Annotated in this window: 16 protein-coding genes; 5 read left to right on the forward strand and 11 right to left on the reverse strand. The window is 47.6% G+C overall.

Going from position 1 to position 20288, the window contains the following annotated elements:
• Window positions 1–11: 11 nt before the first annotated feature.
• From ABR335_RS13455 to ABR335_RS13470, 4 genes are all read right to left on the reverse strand, one after another.
• Window positions 12–719 carry a ComF family protein gene (locus ABR335_RS13455; RefSeq protein WP_014095891.1) on the reverse strand — a complete coding sequence of 236 codons (708 nt, stop codon included), beginning with the start codon at window positions 717–719 and terminating at the stop codon, window positions 12–14.
• Window positions 712–2097, reverse strand: coding sequence for a DEAD/DEAH box helicase (locus ABR335_RS13460; protein ID WP_014095892.1), 1386 nt, complete (start codon window positions 2095–2097; stop codon window positions 712–714). Before ABR335_RS13460 ends, ABR335_RS13455 begins: the two co-directional genes overlap by 8 nt.
• Before the next feature lie 301 nt (window positions 2098–2398).
• A complete protein-coding gene (locus tag ABR335_RS13465; RefSeq protein ID WP_014095894.1) occupies window positions 2399–3241 on the reverse strand; it encodes a DegV family protein in 843 nt (280 codons plus the stop codon).
• Window positions 3242–3613: 372 nt separating this feature from the next.
• Window positions 3614–5029 (reverse strand): ISLre2 family transposase, encoded by a 1416-nt coding sequence (locus ABR335_RS13470; protein WP_110134300.1) that lies wholly within the window; start codon window positions 5027–5029, stop codon window positions 3614–3616.
• A 603-nt stretch (window positions 5030–5632) separates the two neighbouring features.
• Here ABR335_RS13470 and ABR335_RS13475 point away from each other — a divergent pair.
• Window positions 5633–7057, forward strand: a complete 1425-nt coding sequence (locus ABR335_RS13475; RefSeq protein ID WP_035182251.1) for an amino acid permease — start codon at window positions 5633–5635, stop codon at window positions 7055–7057.
• 337 nt (window positions 7058–7394) lie between these two features.
• Here ABR335_RS13475 and ABR335_RS13480 read toward each other — a convergent pair whose 3' ends face one another.
• Both ABR335_RS13480 and ABR335_RS13485 read right to left on the reverse strand, forming a co-directional pair.
• Window positions 7395–8078, reverse strand: coding sequence for a response regulator (locus tag ABR335_RS13480; RefSeq protein ID WP_026684742.1), 684 nt, complete (start codon window positions 8076–8078; stop codon window positions 7395–7397).
• 2 nt (window positions 8079–8080) lie between these two features.
• On the reverse strand, window positions 8081–9244 hold the full coding sequence (locus ABR335_RS13485) for a sensor histidine kinase (protein ID WP_035182255.1): 1164 nt from the start codon (window positions 9242–9244) through the stop codon (window positions 8081–8083).
• Window positions 9245–9516: 272 nt separating this feature from the next.
• Between ABR335_RS13485 and ABR335_RS13490 the strand changes: the two genes are divergently transcribed.
• The gene (locus ABR335_RS13490; RefSeq protein WP_017551629.1) at window positions 9517–10155 is read left to right on the forward strand and encodes a YigZ family protein; all 639 of its coding nucleotides are present in this window, start codon (window positions 9517–9519) and stop codon (window positions 10153–10155) included.
• 339 nt (window positions 10156–10494) lie between these two features.
• Here the strand turns inward: ABR335_RS13490 and ABR335_RS13495 are convergent, their stop codons facing one another.
• Together ABR335_RS13495 and ABR335_RS13500 are read right to left on the reverse strand one after the other, a co-directional pair.
• Complete coding sequence (locus ABR335_RS13495) at window positions 10495–11532, reverse strand: glycosyltransferase family 4 protein (RefSeq protein ID WP_035182257.1); 1038 nt, start codon at window positions 11530–11532, stop codon at window positions 10495–10497.
• A gap of 557 nt (window positions 11533–12089) precedes the next feature.
• A complete protein-coding gene (locus ABR335_RS13500; RefSeq protein WP_350346245.1) occupies window positions 12090–14096 on the reverse strand; it encodes a penicillin-binding transpeptidase domain-containing protein in 2007 nt (668 codons plus the stop codon).
• Window positions 14097–14213: 117 nt separating this feature from the next.
• Between ABR335_RS13500 and ABR335_RS13505 the strand changes: the two genes are divergently transcribed.
• The 3 genes from ABR335_RS13505 to ABR335_RS13515 all read left to right on the forward strand — a co-directional run bounded on the left by ABR335_RS13505 (window position 14214) and on the right by ABR335_RS13515 (window position 17539).
• Entirely contained in the window at window positions 14214–15716 is a 1503-nt protein-coding gene (locus ABR335_RS13505) for a methyl-accepting chemotaxis protein (protein ID WP_350346246.1), read from the forward strand.
• A gap of 574 nt (window positions 15717–16290) precedes the next feature.
• Window positions 16291–17016: a LysM peptidoglycan-binding domain-containing protein gene (locus tag ABR335_RS13510; RefSeq protein ID WP_350346247.1), complete on the forward strand. Its 726-nt coding sequence runs from the start codon at window positions 16291–16293 to the stop codon at window positions 17014–17016.
• Between the two features lie 37 nt (window positions 17017–17053).
• Complete coding sequence (locus ABR335_RS13515; protein WP_350346248.1) at window positions 17054–17539, forward strand: C40 family peptidase; 486 nt, start codon at window positions 17054–17056, stop codon at window positions 17537–17539.
• A gap of 92 nt (window positions 17540–17631) precedes the next feature.
• On the opposite strand, the gene ABR335_RS13520 is transcribed toward ABR335_RS13515, so the two are convergent.
• The 3 genes from ABR335_RS13520 to nagA form a co-directional block, all read right to left on the reverse strand.
• On the reverse strand, window positions 17632–18342 hold the full coding sequence (locus ABR335_RS13520) for a GntR family transcriptional regulator (RefSeq protein ID WP_104851273.1): 711 nt from the start codon (window positions 18340–18342) through the stop codon (window positions 17632–17634).
• Complete coding sequence (gene nagB / locus ABR335_RS13525) at window positions 18335–19063, reverse strand: glucosamine-6-phosphate deaminase (RefSeq protein ID WP_434063165.1); 729 nt, start codon at window positions 19061–19063, stop codon at window positions 18335–18337. The genes ABR335_RS13520 and nagB overlap by 8 nt, the downstream gene beginning before the upstream one ends.
• 64 nt (window positions 19064–19127) lie before the next feature.
• Window positions 19128–20270: an N-acetylglucosamine-6-phosphate deacetylase gene (nagA, locus tag ABR335_RS13530; protein ID WP_104851271.1), complete on the reverse strand. Its 1143-nt coding sequence runs from the start codon at window positions 20268–20270 to the stop codon at window positions 19128–19130.
• Window positions 20271–20288: the final 18 nt, after the last annotated feature.

Genomic DNA, 20288 nt, shown 5'->3' on the forward strand with positions numbered 1-20288 from the left:
TTTCGTTGTGTTTAACTTCTCGCCACAGTTAACGATACAATTTTTCGGGCGCCCGCTTCACGCAACACTTTTGCTGCATGGCGGACGGTTGAACCCGTCGTGTAGATATCATCCACCAGTAAAACGGAACGGCCTTCGATTGAAACTTCTTTTTCCATATAAAAAGTTTGGGCTTGATGAATGCGGTCAGCCCGTGTTTTTTTCGATTGCTTTTCAGCGTGGACGCGGTGAAGAATGTTTGCCGTTTCGAGCCCGGCAGCACGGGCGAGCGCCTCCGCCTGGTTAAAAAGCCGTTCGGAAAGGCGCTCCGGGCTGAGTGGGACCGGCACGATGCAGTCAAATGTGCGGGACTTAAGCACCTCTTTGATGCCATCCGCAAAAATGGCGGCAAGCGCATAATCCCCGCGAAATTTGAAACGGGTAAAAATTTCTTTACAAAAATCGTTGTACGTATAAAGCGAAATGTTTTCATCCAGCACGCCCGCCCATTCCGGGTCTTGTTCCCATCTGGCACAGTCAAGACACAGAGCTCCCTCCACATAAGAAGCATCCAACTTGGCCAGGGGTCGGGAACATTTCGGGCAGACAGGCGGTGTAATTTTTTCAAGCTGCGCGCGGCAATCTTCGCAAAGAAGTGGTCCGGGCTGCGGAAAAATCAGCGTGCGCCAGGACAGTTTATGGGTAAGCGGCTGATGGCAGAACAGGCAATATTCATGCATCGAGCAACCCCCGCTTTCCCGCTTCTTCATTCATGGAGAGAATATGGCGCTGTGCTTTCACCATCGCATTTGATTTTCCGTAATGGAAAAACGTCACGTCCCCACTTGGAAAATCGGCGCTTCTTCCGGCTCGGCCCGCGATCTGGACGAGGGCAGCTTCCGTAAAGATAGCATCTTCCGCCCCGACGACACAGACATCAATATTCGGAAACGTGACGCCGCGTTCAAGAATGGTCGTTGTTAGCAAAAGCGGCGTTTTGCCGGCGCGCATCCTTTCCACTTTTTCTTTCCGATCCGGGTCTTCTGCGTGCACCGATTCAATCGCTGGATGCAGCTGTTTAAAAACCGGCTCTGCTTTTTTCATGAGGCGGATGTTCGGGAGAAAAAGAAGCGCCTGTTTTCCGGATTCAAGCCTCTTTTTTACCCATGCTTCAACCGGAACCGGGAGCTTGCCTTTCTCAAACTTTTTTCGCCAGTTGCCTGCCCATTTGAATACAGGAACAGGGAGGGGCTTGCGGTGATAGCGGGCCGGGATCGTGACAAACGGGCGCTTACCTGTCTTGCATTCAAGCTGCCATGTTTCACTTGGTGTTGCGGTAAGATAAATGCGGGCGCAGCGGTCTTTTGCCGCTTTTTGAACGGCGCACTGCAGCGTTTCATCGAAAGTATACGGAAAAGCGTCCACTTCATCTACAATCACGACATCAAAGGCGGATGCAAAGCGGTACAGCTGGTGGGTAGTGGAGATGACGAGCTGCGCCCATTTATGGCGGTCAGGGCTGCCGCCGTAGAGCGCGGCAATCGGAATATCCGGGAAAACGCGGCGGAAGCGGGGGGCAAGTTCAAGGACGACATCTGTTCTGGGGGTTGCGATGCAGACGCGTTCGCCGTTTGCAAGCGCCGCTTCAATCCCTTTGAAAACGATCTCTGTCTTCCCTGATCCGCAAACAGCCCAAATCAAGAGCTCGTTTTTTTGAAGAATGGCTGCTTTAACCGCTTCGGATGCAGCCTGCTGCCCTTCAGAAAGGGTGCCATCCCAATGGAGCGGGTGCCTGGGCGAGTGGAATGCGGGCGCAGGGCCTGCCCATGTGATAAGCGGCTTGCATGCGGTGACCCGCCCCATCATCAGGCAGTTCCGGCAATAAATGCTCGTTTTCCCGCAGTGGGCGCAAGGGAATTCGGCAAAAAGATGCGGCGCGCGGTTGCCGCAGCGCAAGCAGACACAGTGCGGGAATTCGCCCTGTATCGCCGGCTCAGCGCGGATCCAGCCTTGTTTAAAGTGCTGATCAAGCAGTTCCGGTGAAAAAGGGATTTCCGGTTCGAACAGGATCCGTCCGGCGAGGTGGCGTTGAAGCTGTTCGGAGAAAACAGAAGGCAAACTGATCACTCCTTTGTTTTAATCGCGGGGGTGGGAAAATGGGGGCAGCCCGGTTCTAACGGATTTGGGAAAATGGCAGGCAAAGGACCGTATGGATAATGGAGTGCAACCGCCTTTTCGCTTATTCAATCGCGGATTGGCTGTCCGGCGGGTTTTTGGACTTGTCCCAAGAGGTAAAATCCTCCAAAGTGATTGACTGTCCGGCGGGTTTCAAGACTTGTCCTCGGGCGTGTTATGCCAAGTTTGTCCCGGATGATCCCATCATGCCGGGCTGTTCCAGCGATTTGGAACAGCCTGGCTCTTATTTCAGCATCCAGGCGATGCCGATCGCGCCTTCACCAAGGTGGGTCGCGATGACCGGGCCGAAGTAGCTGATCGAAAAGTCGACGGTTGGAAAGCGTTTTTCCAATTCATCTTTGATCTCAAGCGCCTGTTCTTCCCGATTGGCATGAATGATGGAGCTTTTTAGTGGCAAGCCTTTGGCGGCATCCTCGCCGAGCAGGTCAAAAATCCGGTTGAGCGCTTTTTTCTGGGTGCGGATTTTTTCAAACGGGACAATTTCATCATCAACAAAAGTTAATAGCGGCTTGATTTTTAACAGGCTGCCGATAACGGCCTGCGATCCGGACAGCCTTCCGCCGCGCTGAAGGTGGGTGAGATCATCGACCATGAAGTAGGCTTTCGTGGATGCTTTTAATTCATCGAGGCGGGCGAGGATGTCTTCCGGTTCTTTTCCGGCAAGCGCCATTTTCGCCGCATCAATCGCGTAAAATCCCTGTGCCATGCAGCTCCAGCCGGAATTGTAAGGGTACACTTTTATCCCTTCCACCATCCCGGATGCGGTTACGGCACCCTGGTATGTCCCGCTGATTTTTTTGGACAAGTGGATGCTGATGACGGCATCGTAGTCTTTGGCAAGCTGTTCAAACAGTTCGACAAACTGGCCGATTGACGGCTGCGAGGATGTTGGAAGCTCGTCCGCCATGCGCATTTTTTCAAAAAACACATCTGCTGTAATGTCAACTTCTTCGCGGTATTCTTCCTGCCCGAAAATCACATTCAATGGAATCATGTAAATCGAATATTTTTCGCGTACTTCTTTTGGAATATAAGCGGTACTGTCGGTCACAATGGCCGTCCTCATTTTTCCATCTCCCTTCCGCTTTCCTATTTTTATTTTATAGAATCAGGAACCATTTGTCAGCCGTCTTCTTTTTGCGTATGTGTCAAGTTTTTCTCGACAAGGTTTAAATATCGGGTATTCCAAGACACTCTTTTTGTACACTTTCGGCTACCATGCTTTACTTGCTCGGTGTAATTTTCAGAAAAGATGTGATATTTCCGTATAAAGATGGATAACGGGGATGTTGAGGCGCGCGAAATTCACTCGCTTTCCGCGGGCGGCCGGCGAGCCTCCTCGCTCGTACCTCGCTGCGGGGTCTCTCCTGGCTCGCTTTTCCCGCAGGAGTCTCGTAAATTTCGCGCGCCTCAACGATCAGTCCCCACTGAGCCAGGCTTAAAACGAAAGCTCTAATATTTTGCTTAAATGTCCCATTGCCGATGAACTGCTTGAATGCAGGGCAACTGATCCGTGCTTTACGCCCACTGACGGGCGTACAGGCTGCTTGAGTAGTTGAGACATCCTGATGGATTGTTTCAAGTTCCGTTGCTTTCTCTCGCTTCTTGAACGGTGTTTCAGATAGGCTTCTCTCAATGTCCCATTGAGTATGCCTTGTTTGATTTTCACCATGGCTTCTGCGCCAAGTTCACTCCAATGCATGCCCCTTTTTTTCATCCTGAAGGAGATATGCCTTTGATTCGATTCCATCGCTCCTAGGCCTCTCGCACCTTCCGGCACGTTTTTCACCTTGTCTCTCCAGTCAAAAATGCGGTCCCAGTTTTTCAAGATATACGAACGGAATTCCTTGATTTTCTTGAGAGCCTTTTTATCCGTCAAGGTGCTTTCGTGCGTATCCAAATATAACGTGAATTGGTCCAGGTCATGCGTTCTAATCGCTTTTCTAATTTGCTCCTTGATCTCGCTCTTTCCGCCCCCAAATGTCCTTATGATGGCTTGTGCAACGTGGTAGGTATCCAGCTGGTTGAGCACCGGAAATTCCGACTGTGAGAATGCTGTTTGAAACCGTTCAGCTGTGTACCCAGCACCTCCATCACTGTTTGTAATGACATGCGCTTTTTCGAGGGAATAGGTGTTGGCAGCTGTGGCTTGGACTTCATCCCAAAATGTCTGAATGTCTTCCGTCGTCATGATGACTGTGGGCTGACGCAGGGAGACCCTTTTTCCATTGGTTTCCCAACCTTCATAGAGAATGGCATGGTGGACTTCCATACCCTGTTTCTTTTCCAGTCCCCGGATGAATACGCCATCTGCTTCGGAAAACAGGTAGTCTATCTTCTTCCCATCAGGCAGTGAAGCAGCTATTTCCATCTCTTCTACAAGGGCCTTGTCGGCTTCCGCCTGCGTTTTCCCTACGCGTTTCACCATTTCCCCTACAGTTGTATGACTAAGACTCACGGCTGTCCATTCTTTTAAAATATTCGCCACCTCCCGATAGGTGTTCTCACTTGCCAACTCTGCCACCTTTAATTCCACTAACGGGCTGTATCGTTGGTGTGGTACCAGCCCCAAACATTCATCCAAGGGATAATGTGAGTTCCCTCTCTTATCACGCATTAATGAACGTTTAAAAGTCACACTTCCAAATAGAAACTGAACGCTTCTGTTATCACTACGGCAGTACTCCCAGCCTTCCTCCAACTTCTTTTGTTTAATTGTTTTATCTAACTCCTCAAATACATCCCCAACCCATTGTGTAAAAACCTTCTGCATCAGAATTTTAATTTGTTCTTCAAATTCCATAAGACTCTTTGTACCCTTTAATAATCCAGCAATTATTGATATAATATCCATGGGAAGACCTCTCTCTAGATGTTCATTTAGCTGTGTACATTTAGATGATAGAGTGTCTTCCCATTTTTTTCCACTCATTTGCCCCTTCGAGTAAAATTTTACACATACCTTTTTGCAATATGGAAATCTGTTTTGTGGCTGGTGTTTTTTGCCAAATCCCCCAATTCTCCTGCAAGTGTGTAAAATGCTATTTCAATCCTGCCGTAGATTCCCTTCACTGCAAAAATTTCCTTTTCACTTCAAGATTTCGCAAATGATACAAAATTGTAAATAATACCAGGTCCGGAAGCCAAAAAAGGAAGAATCCGTATGGTTCAGCATACAATCATTCACTTGATGGCGCTTTCTTTAACGGAAAAATAAATCTTTTCCAGAAAACGTTCGTGTTTTCGCCTTTTTCAAAACTTAATTTTCTGTTTTATCTGTCCTTTACAAATCATGTCATATTTTGTAGAATGTCTAAGGTAACTCAAATGGTGCATGCAACTCAGAGACAAAAGGTGTATCGTTCAGATTTAAAATATTTGAAAATTCTCCGTTGGCAAAATTATTGGATCACATCTTCATCACTGGGTTGGCTGCAAATAGAAGGAGATTTTCGACATGGAATTATTCAGGAAAAAATCAATGGATTACATGCTTAAGCAGGCCCGCGGAAAAAAGAGCCTGCAAAAAGCCCTTGGCCCCTTTGATTTGACTATGCTTGGCGTGGGGGCGGTCATCGGAACAGGCATTTTTGTTTTGACCGGTATTGTTGCTGCGCAGGCGGCAGGCCCGGCAATCATTCTGTCCTTTATTTTTTCAGGGATTGCCTGTGCGTTAACAGCTTTATGCTATGCTGAATTCGCTTCTATGATCCCTGCTTCAGGAAGTGCGTACACTTATAGTTATGCAACGTTTGGCGAGTTGTTTGCCTGGGTGCTCGGATGGGACTTAATTCTCGAATACGGCCTGGCCTGTTCAGTTGTAGCGAGCGGCTGGTCCGCCTATTTCCAGGATCTTGTACGCGGATTTGGCATCCATTTGCCGCAGGCTTTAAGCGGCGCTTATAATCCGGCCAAAGGTTCGTATATTGACCTGATGGCTGTAGTGATCGTGTTCTTCCTTTCTGCTGTATTGCTGACCGGCGTGAAGGAATCGAGCAAAATCAATAATGTCATGGTCTGTATTAAAATCGGCGTCATTCTTTTATTCCTCGCTGTCGGCATTTTTTATGTCAAACCAGCGAACTGGACACCATTTATGCCTTATGGCTTTAGCGGCATCATAAAAGGGGCGGCAACCGCATTCCTCGCTTATATCGGATTTGATGCCGTTTCGTCTGCGGCTGAAGAGGTCCGCAACCCACAGCGGGATATGCCGATCGGAATTATTTCTTCTCTTGCGATTTGCATTGTCCTTTATGTCGCTGTATCTGCAGTGCTGACCGGGATGATTCCGTATGCCAAGCTGAATGTCGGCGATCCGGTTGCGTTTGCGCTCCGGGTTGTTCATCAGAATTGGGTGGCAGGCTTTGTTTCACTCGGTGCAATTCTTGGCATTACAACCGTTCTCTTTGTCATGATGTACGGGCAGACGCGCCTTTTCTTTGCGATCAGCCGCGACGGTCTGCTTCCAAAATCGATCTCAAAACTGACGGAAAAGACAAAAACCCCGACAAGAAGCATCATTTTGACATGGCTGATGGCAACGGTTTTCTCAGCAGTTGTCCCGTTGAACCAGCTTGCAGAATTGACGAATATCGGCACTTTGTTTGCTTTTATTGTTGTCTCGATCAGTGTCATTGTGCTCAGAAAAACACGGCCGGACATCCCGCGCAGTTTTAAGACACCGTTCGTCCCGGTTATTCCGGTGCTGGCAGTAATCGCGTGTGGTTATTTAATGGTCCACCTGTCGAAAGTGACCTGGATTGGCTTTCTCATATGGTTCATCATCGGGCTTGCCATTTATTTCGGATACGGGTATCGGCACAGTGAACTCGGGCATTGGAAAGATGACAGAACACCGGCTGATCCGGTTAAAAATTGAAATAGGGAGACAACAGGAACACCTGCCCAGCGGACAAAAGAACGCCTGCATAGAATGCCGGGCAGGTATCCGGGCAGGCTTAGAAATAGAAGAACAGCGGCTTATGGGCGCCACAAAAGCATTGCTGCCCCGGCTTGGCCGCATATCGGAAAATTGAAGCAGACATAAAGTCAAAAAAAGATTCCCGGGCGCACGCATACGCCCGGGAATCTTTTTCTATCCTGTAAATTTGCACTTGGTGATTTTCATTTCTGCGCCGGTGTTGCATGATTGTGGCATGGCGCCTGCGCACCATTCAAAGCCTTGGCATACACAAGTGTACGGCCAGGGCCTTGTTTTAGCGGACTTCAACCCACCCGTTTTTAATGGCGGTCACAACCGCCTGGGTACGGTCTTTCACTTTTAATTTTTGCAAAATATTGCTTACATGGTTTTTCACTGTTTTTTCACTTATGTATAAAGCATCTCCAATCGCCCGGTTGCTTTTTCCGTCCGCGAGCAGCTGCAGAACCTCGCATTCGCGCGGCGTGAGCAAATGCAGCGGCGGGACAACTGCCGGCGGCTGCTGGTAGGCGCCGCCCGGTGTATAGCGATTCGACAATTTGCGGAATTCTTCCACCAAATTATGGGTGATTTTCGGATGCAGGTAACTGCCGCCTTCAGCAACCACCTTTACAGCTTCAATCAGCGCATCGGAATCCATTTCTTTCAGCAAATAACCGGTTGCGCCTGATTTTAATGCGTGTGTGACATACGATTCATCATCGTGAATGGAAAGAATAATAATTTTTGTTTCCGGATATGCCTCGATCAGCTTTCTTGTTGCCTCTACCCCGTTTTGGTGGGGCATATTGATATCCATCAGAACAACATCCGGATGGTATTTTTCAATAATGTCCAGCGCCTCTTCGCCGTCTTCACCCTCGGCTACCACTTCAAATGTTTTTTCAAATTCCAAAATCCGCTTGACGCCCTCTCGGAACAACTGATGGTCGTCAATAATCGCAATTTTTACCGTCATGGTCACCTTTTCTCCTTTTCCAAGTCTAATTGCATCGGGATTTGGATAATCACCAATGTTCCCGCTCCTATTTTTGAATGAATGGAAATTTCACCATTTAAAAGGCTGACACGTTCTCTCATGCCGACAATCCCGAAAGCCCCTTCGTGGATGCTGCGGATATCAAAACCGACGCCGTTGTCTTTGACTGTCGCGATAAAACTGTTTTTCCTCAGCTCCGATTTCACCTGGATTTCCGTCGCCTTCGCATGCTTTAACGCATTTTGGACGGATTCCTGGATGAGACGGAAAAGCGCGATTTCGTAATTAGTCGGAAGCCTTCGTTCTTCCCCGAGATGCCTGTATGTAATGACCGGGCTTCCTTTATAGCTTTCAATCGTAGACAAATATTTTTTGAGCGTCGGAATCAGCCCGAGATCGTCTAATGCCATCGGCCGCAAATCGTAAATAATGCGCCGCACTTCTTTCAATGAATCGCGCACCAGTTCTTTTAACGTGCGCATTTCAGCAATGGCTTCCTCCATGCCATTTTCATGATAAACTTTTTCCACCAGGTCGGAACGGAGCAGCATATTGGCCAGCATTTGTGCGGGCCCGTCGTGTATCTCCCGGGAAATACGTTTCCGCTCTTCTTCCTGCGCTTCAATGACACGCAAACCGAATTCCTGTTTATGCTTTGCATCTTCAATCGCCTCGCTGATGCTTTGCAAGTCGCTTGTTAAATAATTTAATACGACCGTTGTTTGCGAGACGAGATGATTGGCCCGGTCAATCGTATCCTTTAGTGAATGCAGCCTGCGTTCCAGTTCATTTCTTCTTTCGCGCAGCTGAAGTTCGCGCTGCCGGTTCATGGACAGCTGAATTTGGATCGTATGTGCCTTTTCATATGCTTCGCGCACCTGCTGTTCGGAAAAGTCACGGAAATGCTGGCTTACTTCCGCCAGGCGTCGCCTTGCAAATTTGGACTTCGTTTCCAGCTCATCTGTCTGCTCAATAACTTTAGCCACTGTTGCTTTGACTTCCTCAAGCTCATTGATGAGCGCATCGTAATCCTGGCGGCATCTTTCTCCAATTTCAAAAATTTCGTGTTTGCTTTCTTCAACTGTTGTAATCATCTTCTCCAGAATCGTATCCAATACTTTGGAGTCGAATGTTTTAAAAGTCATCTTACTTCCCCCAAAAGGTATAATAAAGGCTTATCCGAGAGCAGGGCAAGCCGCAGCACACACGCGGCTAATGTTATTTTAACGCGAAAACCGCCGGTAAACGATCAGAAAATAAAGTATAACCGTATATCAGGACTATTTTCCTAGGTACTTTTGTAGGAAAATGTGAACCGATATACGGCAGCTTCGACATATTCTTATATATTAAAATTATACCATACAAAACCGTGTTATAATGAGGGAAAAACAGGTTTTGCTAAAGGAAGGTTGCAATGTTAAAAGAATATTATACAGTCAAAGGCGAGGCTGTGCATGAAATAGATATCCAGAAATCACGGTTTATCGCCCATGTGAAGCGAGCGGAATCGGAAGAGGAGGCGCTCAGTTTTATCGCTTCTGTGAAAAAGAAGCACCGGGACGCCAATCACAACTGTTCCGCTTATATGATCGGTGAGCAGAATCTCATTCAGAAAGCATCGGATGACGGCGAACCGGCCGGAACTGCGGGCGTTCCGATGCTGGAAGTGCTGAAAAAGAAGGATTTGAAGGATACGGCAGTCGTGGTGACGCGCTATTTCGGCGGGATTAAACTCGGAGCCGGCGGATTGATCCGTGCGTACAGCAAAGCAGCTTCAGAAGGCATCAACGCATGCGGCATCGTCAAAAGGACGCTTACCGCCACTTTCCATGTCAAACTGGATTATACGTGGCTCGGGAAAGTCGAGAATGCGCTACACCATTCCCCGTATGAAATAAAAGAAATCCGGTATCTCGCGCAGGTGGAATTGGATATTTATGTAAAAGAAGGGGAACAGCATGCTTTTGAAACGTGGATCTCTGATTTAACAAACGGGCAGGCGGATGTGGCCGAGGGGGAAAAACTATATTTGGAAACGGATGTTGCCCGGTAAAGAGAAGCATAAAAATCGGAAAAGCAGAAGCGGAAAGCCCGTCATCCGGCTTTCTGCTTTTTTAAACCGGAAGCGGACGAACAGGTATCAATCCAACACGGCACGCAAAACAGCCGCTGAGCCGGATACAACCGGCCGTGAGCAGGAGATGCTGAAATCTCAGCCAGATTGCCGTTAAAACTGGGACTTGCAAAACAGGTTTACAGCCGGCCGGAACCTCATCATCGTTGCAGTTAACGGAGCTGCCAAAGTCGCAAACCTGAAACTGCCAGTTGCGGTTTTGTGCAGGTGCTGCCCCGGATTATTTATTTCGGGAACGGCCCAGGTGGATCCGGACGGCTATGACCGGTTTTTTATAAAATTCAACAGTGGCTTGTAATCTTTTCCGATCAGGCCAATGCTTTCAACGAAAATCTCAATTGTAATCAGGATCACACCGATAAAGATGAGCGAACCCCAGAGCGTCGCCATCGAGAAGATAAAGGCGGCGAGGCTGAACATGGCAGCGATCGCATAAATAATCAGCACGACTTGGCGGTGTGAAAAGCCAAGGCGCAAGAGGCAATGGTGCAAATGCGATTTATCCGGGGCCGATAAAGGCTGCTTATGGACAAGCCGGCGGATAATCGCAAAGAAAGTATCCGAAATCGGCACACCGAGAATAAGCGCCGGAATAATCAAGGAAATAAAGGTTACATTTTTAAAACCGAGCAATGACAGCACGGAAATCATGTAGCCGAGAAAAAGGGCACCGGTATCGCCCATAAAAATCTTTGCCGGATAAAAATTATAAAATAAGAACGCAATCGTACTGGCCATTAAAATTAGGCCGAGCACCGTCACATAGGCGTCCCCCATAATAATCGCCATGCCGGAAATGGTTAACAGCGCAATCGAGGAAACCCCCGCAGCGAGCCCATCCAATCCGTCAATTAAGTTGATGGCATTCGTGACGCCGACAATCCACAAAATCGTCAGTGGGATACTAAAAATCCCAAATTCCAGCTGTCCGCCGAAAGGAAGGTTGATGAATTCGACATGAATACCGCTTAAAACAACAACCAGTGCGGCTGCCAGTTGGCCGATGAGTTTGACGCGCGGTGACAGCTCTCTTACATCATCAACCATGCCCGTAATGACAATAATCAAGCTGCCGAGCAAAATAGGCAGCGAATGCGGGCTGTCCGGTTGAAGCAGCAGAACGCCGGCGATAAAACTGATATAAATAGCAAGACCGCCTAAACGGGGCATGACTTTCATATGAACTTTTCGCTGGTTCGGCTTGTCAACTGCCCCGATCCGGATCGCCAGTTTTTTAATCAGCGGCGTCAGGAGTAATGTGAGCATAAAGCATATAAACAAGGTCAGGAATATCAATGTGCTGCCTCCTTTGGTTGATCATAACCAATAAGGATTGAAGTGATCGTGAACCCGCCATCGATGCCTGAGCATGATAACCGTTTCACTTTTTCTTAAAAACATTATACCTTAACTTTCTTAAAGCAATCTTAAAAAAATATTTACCCGAAATTCACTGTAACCATTATAATTGTTCTCCGACAATTTATCCACTAACATTTGAGCGATTCTACTATTTTTCATGCTTTTTCTCGCAGCAACCGCCAAAAAACATAAAAAAAGGCATCCCCGGTCACTTTGACATCAGGGATACCTTTAGATACAAAAACCGCATTGTTTAAGTGGCCGGCATCAGCAAACAAATCTTTTTGGCGGCTGGACAACCGGCATCCATGCCGCTCCCCGAGATGCCGCCCTTTCACGCTATATAAAATGAGCTTAGGCTTTCCCCTCCGAATGGATCGTTATAAAGAACGCAGTCTTCTTATCTCATCCCGCGTCACAAATTTTATTTCAATTTATATAGCATGAAGCTTTAACCTTTTTTGCAGCGGGGATGGCCCTTGCAAAGTTAACTATTGAAACAGATTTACGGCTTTGTTCACGACAAGCCCGCTGCCGCCGCGATGTTTAACATTTTCAATCAGCATCGCAACAAGCATATTCGGGTTCTTTTCGTCATATACGACGAAAAAGCCGTTTTCTTTGCCGCTTTGATCTTTTTGGCTCTTTTTCAGTTCAGCGGTGCCCGTTTTCCCCGCAAGCTGCGCTCCGGAGATATTGGCAGCGTGCGCCGTGCCGGACGGATCCGCAACGACCTGGCGGAGCATACCGGAAATCTCCCCGGTGATTTTACTGCTTGCGGCATGTTTCCACACTTTTGTTTTTTCACCTGCAAGCAAATTTGGCTTCAGTTCATCGCCGCTGTTTAAAAACGGCGTGTAGCTGATGGCGAGATGGAGAATATTCATTTGCATCTGCCCCTGGCCATAACCCGTGTCTGCAAGCTGGATGTCACTGCTGAACTTGCCGGTAGACGAAATTTGCGATGCCTTCAACGGATACGCAAACGGAATGTCTTCCCCGAATCCGAAACCCTTCAGGCCCTTTGCAAATTTGTCCGCCCCGATATCAAGCGCGGTTTGGGCAAAAAAGATATTATCGGATAACACGAGCGCTTTTTCCATGTTTTCCGGGCTGTTATTGGCGTGGACGCGGGTCACTTTATAGCTGCCCCAGTCGGCGCTCTTTTGCCACGAAGTCCCTGTAATGGTTTTCGTTGCCGCGGCTGTTGTCGTCCCGGTATCAAGCGCGATAGCCGCAGTGACCGGCTTGATTGTTGAACCCGGCGCATACGTAAGGGCAAACCGGTTAATGAGCGGCTTATCCGGATCTTTTTCAAGTTTCGTGTAAGCGGAAGAAGACATGCCTGAAATAAAATCATTTGGGTCGAAAGCAGGCGTGCTTACAAGGGCAAGCACGTCACCCGTTTTGGGATGGATGGCCGCGGCCGTGCCGGCATCCCCCTTCATTTGATTGTAAATTTTCTGTTGCAATTCGGCATCGATGGTGACTTTGATATTCTCGCCGTTTTTCACTTCTTGTTCAGCAACGGTATAGGTGCTGCCGTCCTGCTTCTCGATGTAAATTTTTTCTCCTGCCTGGCCGCGGAGCTTTTGGTCATACAACTGTTCGAGCCCGCGCTTGCCGATTACACTCTCCGCAGTATAGCCTTTCTTTTGCAGTTTTTTCAGTTCTTCGCCAGTGATCGCACCGATATAACCGGTTAAATGCGCAGCGGCTTTCCCATAAGGATAAACGCGGGCACCAACCGTTTGCGAAGAAAAGCCCGGGATGGATGTAACTTTTTTCACGAGATCCTTCTTCTCCATCGGGACTTTTTTCAACGGGACAAACAAATGAGGCTGCACCCAGTCCTCGTCCAGTTTTTGTTTGATTTCGTCCGCTGACATACCGAGCAGGTCGGCAGCTTTTTGTATATCCGCTTGTTTATCCCCTTTCAATTGTTCCGGAATGATGCCGATTTGGTACACGCTGCCGTTTTTGGCCAACGCTTTTCCGTTTCGGTCCAAAATTTCCCCGCGGACAGCGTTTTGGTCGGACACTTTAATTGTATCCCCTTTGGCCAAATGCGGGAGAATAAGATCCGGCTTCCAATTGACATACCAGTTTTCTTTTTTGTCCCGTTTTTCCTTTACAAGCGCCACTTTATCCTTGTAGGCGACTTTGCCGGCTGAGGTTTGGAACGAAATTTTGACCGGCACGGTAACTTTCTCTTTGTTTTTATAGGCATCTTTATCCAACGATTGGTATGAAACATTTAAATCTGAAACATTCAAGTCCCCGTAAACTTTTTTGTACCGGTCCGCCATATCTTTTTTCGCATACGTTTTTTTTGCGGAAGCCGATAAATAACTTTGATACATTTCCGCAAATTTTTCCTGTTTCCATGCTTTTACATAATCTGCAAGGCGTTCATTCGGTGTCGGCGTTTTTTCGCAACCGGCAAGGGCCGCCAAAACCCCGAGCAGCAAACCGATGATAAATACATATTTCCTCAAAAAATCTCCTCCCTGACAACGACAAGTTTCCACCTTTTGAGAAAAAAATGGAGAAGTTTGCCGGTTTTTGTGTTACATTTGTGTTAGATAAGAAGAACTAGATTTGGAGGTAAGAACGTGGACATCATTACACAGTTAAAAGCAGACAACATGCGCAAAAAAAGTCTTCTCATGTTTATTACCCTGCTTGTTGCCCTGCTGGTCGTTTTTGTAACATATCTTTACAAACAAGAGTCCGGAATGGCTGTCCTGTACGGCGTGGAAATCGTTGTTCTTCTGGCACTGTATTTTACACTTGGGCGCGCCATGAAAAAATTTCGCCTGTTTTCTTATGCGAGCGTCATCATTTCTTATTTGTTCAGAATATATGCCACCCTTTTTGTTCAAAACAGCTTTTCCGTAGACATTTTGTTTTTCTTTCTGCTTGCTTATGCGGCATTGCAGTTTGAAAATGTCCTTTTCTTTATCGGAGCCGGACTTGGCATTGCCGGATTTCTTGCCAGCTACTTGGTGCCGGCCGACGATTCGGGCCTCATTCATAACCTGGTCCCGACCGCTTTGCTCTGCTATGTTTTAACCGCAATTTTATTATACGCCATGATCTACCTGCATCAAAATTTGATGGATTCTTTTCTTTTATCCATAAAGAAAACCCTTCAAACCATGGAAGATCAAGGCTCGGCTTACCGGCAGGAAATGGCGGAGATTCTTGACCGCGTTTCCAATGTGAACGATAATATTCAGACCAATTTACATGCCCAAAACGAAATGAAGTCCGCCGTTCATGAAATCTCTAAAGGCAGTGTAACCCAAAGTGAGCAGATTACGCAAATTGCCGGACACGCCGGAGATACGGTGCAATCGATGGAATTTTTAACACAAATGTCCGGTGAACTGACAAACGAATCGCTTGAAGCACAGGAGACGGCAAAAGCCGGTGAAAAGGCGGTAGAAAATTTAACGCTTGAAATCAGTGATGTGGTAGATACGATTATGGAGCTGAACAACACATTTACAGTGTTAACGCAAAAAGTGGAAGAAACGAATACGTTTACCGACAGCATCAAACAAATTACAGAACAGACGAACCTGCTTGCGCTGAATGCTTCGATTGAAGCGGCCCGCGCCGGAGAAGCAGGCCGCGGGTTTTCGATTGTTGCCGATGAAATCCGGCGCCTTGCGGAAACGACACACGAAACCACCGAAAAAATTAACCATAATTTGGCTGATTTGAATCAGAGCAACGCGGCAGCACGGGATAAGCTGGAATTAAGCAGCACGCAAATTTTGACGACAGCGGAATCAAGCCAGAATGTAACCACCTATTTCCGTAAACTATTAAAAACGTTAAACGGACAGGTTGAGAAGTTTAAAGAATTCGATACGTTATCCAAAAAAGTGACCGAAAAGGCGCATGGTGTGGAAGGCGCATCAAGCGAACTCGCGGCCATCATTCAAGAAACTTCCGCCAGCCTAGAAGAAATGTCGGCGACGATTGAAAGCTTAACGAATGACCATCATACGATTGCAGAAACGCTCAATGAAGCGGCTGCCCAGGCGGAGCAGTTCCGGGCAAAAACCGAACAAATGCAGGAAAAATTTGCCGATCAAATGATTTAGCAGACGGATATCTTAATATAGAGGTGCTCTATGTTAAGGAAGACCTTCAGTTTTGCCGGGTATCTTAACATAGAAGCACTCTACGTTAAGGAAGACGCGGAATTTTTATGAATATCTTAACGTAGACGCGCTCTATGTTAAGGAAGACCCTCATTTTTGCCGGGTATCTTAACATAGAACGCTTCTATGTTAAGGAAGACGCGGAATTTTTATGAATATCTTAACGTAGACGCACTCTATGTTAAGGAAGGCCCTTTAGTTTTGCTGGGTATCTTAACATAGAACGCTTCTATGTTAAGGAAGACGCGGAATTTTTATGAATATCTTAACGTAGAACCGCTCTATGTTAAGGAAGGCCCTCAGTTTTCCCGGGTATCTTAACGTAGACGAACTCTATGTTAAGAAAGACCTTCGATTTTGCCGGATATCTTAACAAATTTCGCTATTTCTGCCGCTTTCATTGGAAAAAAGTGCAATCTTTTCCTATAAAATGCCGAAATGGGGTACCATTGTGAAAAAATTTTGATAGAATGTTAAATAGAGAGATAAAAATATAAATGGAGGTTACACGAGTGTGAGAAAGAAAACTGTCTTTTCTGTTGCCGCTACAACCATTCTGGCCACTTCGTTTACATCGCAGGCATTTGCCCAGACATATAAAGTCCAAAAAGGGGATTCCCTCTGGAAAATTGCAAAGAAGTATAATACGTCCGTTGATGCATTGAAATCAACCAACCATTTGGCATCTGACACGATTTACCCGAACCAGGTACTGAACGTTTCAGCGTCCAAGGCAAAAGCTTCAGCCCGTTCTGTTTCGGCCCCATCCTCTTCTGCCAAAACGTACACGGTCAAGTCGGGGGATACATTGAGCGCGATTGCCTTAAACCACGGCATATCGGTTTCAAACTTAATGAGCTGGAACAAGCTCTCTTCATCGCTGATCCATCCCGGTGACGTATTGGCTGTTTCCAAAGGGACAGGTTCCGCTTCCTCGTCCAGTTCAAGCAGCAGTTCGCGTTCAACCGGCAGTTCCAATTCCACGACTACATACACAGTAAAAAGCGGAGACACATTATCCGGTATTAGCAAACAGTTTGGGACAACCGTCAGCAAGCTAAAATCTTTGAACAATTTAAGTTCCGATTTGATTTTTTCCGGCCAGAAGCTGAAAGTAACCGGCAGCAGCTCATCCGGTTCTTCCACATCGGGAACGGCAGGCGCTGCAAGTTCAAACAGTTCCGGCTCCACCTACGGCTACATACACGGTAAAAAGCGGAGACACATTATCCGGCATTAGCAAACAGTACGGAATCACCGTCAGCAAGCTCAAATCTTTGAACAATCTGAGTTCCGACTTGATTTATGCCGGCCAGAAGCTGAAAGTAACCGGCAGCCCGTCCGATTCTTCCAAATCGGTCACAACAGTCGATACAACTTCAGGCAGTACCCATTCTGTATCTTCTTTAATCAGCATTGCGAACAGCTTAATCGGCACGCCGTATGTTTGGGGTGGTACGAGCCCGTCCGGATTTGACTGCAGCGGTTTTATCTATTATGTATACAAAAAAGCCGGGTACAGCATTTCCCGCATGTCCGCAGCAGGCCTTTATAACCGTTCTTACTATGTGAACAGCCCAAAGGCAGGAGATCTTGTCTTCTTTGAAGGCACGTACGGAACCAATCCGAGCGCGATCACACATGTTGGTATCTATCTCGGCGGCGGCCGGTTTATCGCCGCGAATTCCGATGGCGTATCTGTTTCTTCTGTCAGCTACACGTACTGGAAATCCCATTTTGACAGCTATAAACGTTTCTATTAATGTTCTATAAATTGAACCAAAAAAACCGCGGATCTTCCGCGGTTTTTTTGCATCTGGACCGGCTTGCCCCGGCATAGCCTGTTTGATTCTTCCTACATATAAAATTTAAAGCGGCTGCCGGCGTATTGCGCTTTGACATATTCAAATGGCGTGCCGTCTGAAAGCGAAGTCACACGTTCAATGGACAGCACCGGTGAACCTGGGGCCACTTTTAACAGTTTTGCCAGCCGTGCGCTCGCCGCAACGGCTTCGATTGTCTGGTACCCTTTTCCGAGCCGCAATCCCTTTTCCCGTTCAAGAAACTGGTAGAAAGAACGGTTCAATTTTTCTTCAGTAAGCCCTGCCGCAATCCTTGCCGGGGTGATGATCGATTCGAATACAATCGGGATCTCATCCCCGTAGCGGAGCCGCTCGATATGGAGAACGTTTTCCGGCTCTTCCAGCGCAAGTGCCTCCATTTCCTGCGCGGAGGCTTCCCTTTCAAAAAACGCCACGATTTTATTCGAAGCTTTCATCCCGCGCTCTTCCATCAGCCGCGTAAAACTCATCCGCCCTTCCAAAGGCTGCTCCACCTTATGTTCGCTGATAAACGTGCCGCTTCCCCGTTTTCTCATTAAAATGCCTTCATCCACCAAACCTTGTACCGCCTGGCGGACTGTCATTCTGCTCACTTCAAAAAGATCGCTTAACACCCGTTCAGACGGAATGGCTTCGCCTGTTTTCCATTCCCCCTCCCTGATTTTCTTCCGGATTTCTTCCTGAATTTGAAAGTAAATCGGGATCGGGGAGGTTTTGTCAATCATGGCGCTTCCCGGCATCCTCCAGCAAAGAAGCGGCATCTTCATCGGCAACGACAACGACATTCGGATGCATTTGCAGAACGGATGCCGGGCAGGCTTCGTCCACCGGCCCTTTGATCATGCTGCGGACCGCTTCAGCCTTGCTTTTGCCGAATGCCAGCAGTACGATTTTTTTCGCGTCCATAATCGAAGCAATCCCCATCGAAAGGGCGCGATCCGGCACATCTTCTTCTCTTTCGAAAAAGCGCCGGTTTGCTTCCCGCGTCGATTCGGTCAGTTCGACAATATGCGTTCTGGAATCGAAGGAAGTGCCCGGTTCATTAAAGCCGATGTGCCCGTTTTTACCGATGCCGAGCACTTGTAGGTCGACCGGATGCGTTTTTAAAATTCTTTCATACCTTGCACATTCTTCTTCGAGGTCTTCCGCCGTTCCATCAGGCAGATACGATTGTTTAAAATTCATATGCGAAAACAGTTCTTTTTCCATGTAATAACGGTAGCTGTGTTCATCGGTATCTTTGAGGCCCACATATTCGTCAAGATTCACAGTGGTAACGTTTGAAACGTCCAGTCCGGCATGCCGCATGTAAGCATACAGCTTCAGCGGCGTGCCGCCCGTTGCAAGCCCGAGCGTGCGGATTTGCCCTTCCCGAATCCCTTTTTCGATCAGTTCATAGGCGTATTTTGCTGCTTCATCGCTTGTTTTAAAAACGTGCACATCCATTTTTATCCCCGCTTTCCAAGATGATATGTTTTTTTACCTAATCTTTACCGGTTGTAAGACTCTTTTACTGCGCGACTGGTTGCTCTCCAAGGTGATACGTTGCTTTCACTTGCAATTGTTCATCCAGCAGTACGAAATCGGCATCTTTTCCGGCCGTAAGACTTCCTTTTTGCTCGAGGCCGAACTCGCGCGCCTGGTTCACGGAAGTCATCTGTACCGCTTCTGCAATCGAACAGCCGGTAAATGTCATAATGTTGCGGAATGCATCGTCCATCTTTAAGATGCTGCCGGCAAGCGCACCATTTTCAAGCCGGGCTTCCCCATTTTTCACCAGCACTTTCTGGCCGCCGAGCTCCGACTCCCCGTCTGGCAGCCCTTTCGCCCGCATTGCATCGGTAATGACAGAGATTTTTTCCGGTCCTTTTATTTCATACGTGAACTTCACCATATCCGGATGCACATGAAGGCCGTCAGCAATCAGTTCCACTTGTATATAAGGCGACAACAGCGCATGTCCCGCAACGCCAGGTTCGCGGTGGTGCAGGCCACGCATGGCATTATAAAGATGGGTCGCGTGTGTTGCCTTGCTTTGTAAAAGTTCAGCGCGGACGGCATCTGAATGGCCCATGGAAGGCACGATGCCGCGTTCGATCATCACGTTTTCAAATGCCCGTGCGCCTTCATTTTCAGGGGCATAGGTGACAAGCTTAATAAGGTTGCCAGAAGCTTCAACCCATTTTAAAAACAGTTCCGTATCCGGTGCCTTGATATATTCAAGCGGCTGGGCCCCCGCTCTTTTTTTCGAAACAAACGGCCCTTCGAGATGAATGCCTTCGATCGTTGTGCCCCCTTTTTCTTTTGCCGCTTTAACGGCGCGCAAGGCAGCTTCGATTTTTCCGTAATCCTGGGTCATCGTTGTCGCGAAAAAGGAAGTCACCCCTTCCTGCCGCAATTTTTGGCTTAATGTAACGAGCGCCTCCGGATCGGCATCCATCGCATCAATGCCATAGCCGCCGTGGATATGGACATCAATCATGCCCGGGATAGTTGTCATCCCTTTCCCGTCGATCACTTCTTCCCCTACTTTCGGCCGGTAATCTGCCATTTTGCCGGTTTCAATGATTTTATCTGTAAACCGGATAAATCCGTCTGCAATATGTTCATTCCCTGTATAAAGATTGCTGTGGATCAGCACTTTTTCCGTCAACGGAAAACACCTCTTTTT

The sequence above is a fragment of the Heyndrickxia faecalis genome (assembly GCF_040267745.1).
GTDB classification, from domain to species: domain Bacteria; phylum Bacillota; class Bacilli; order Bacillales; family Bacillaceae_C; genus Weizmannia; species Weizmannia faecalis.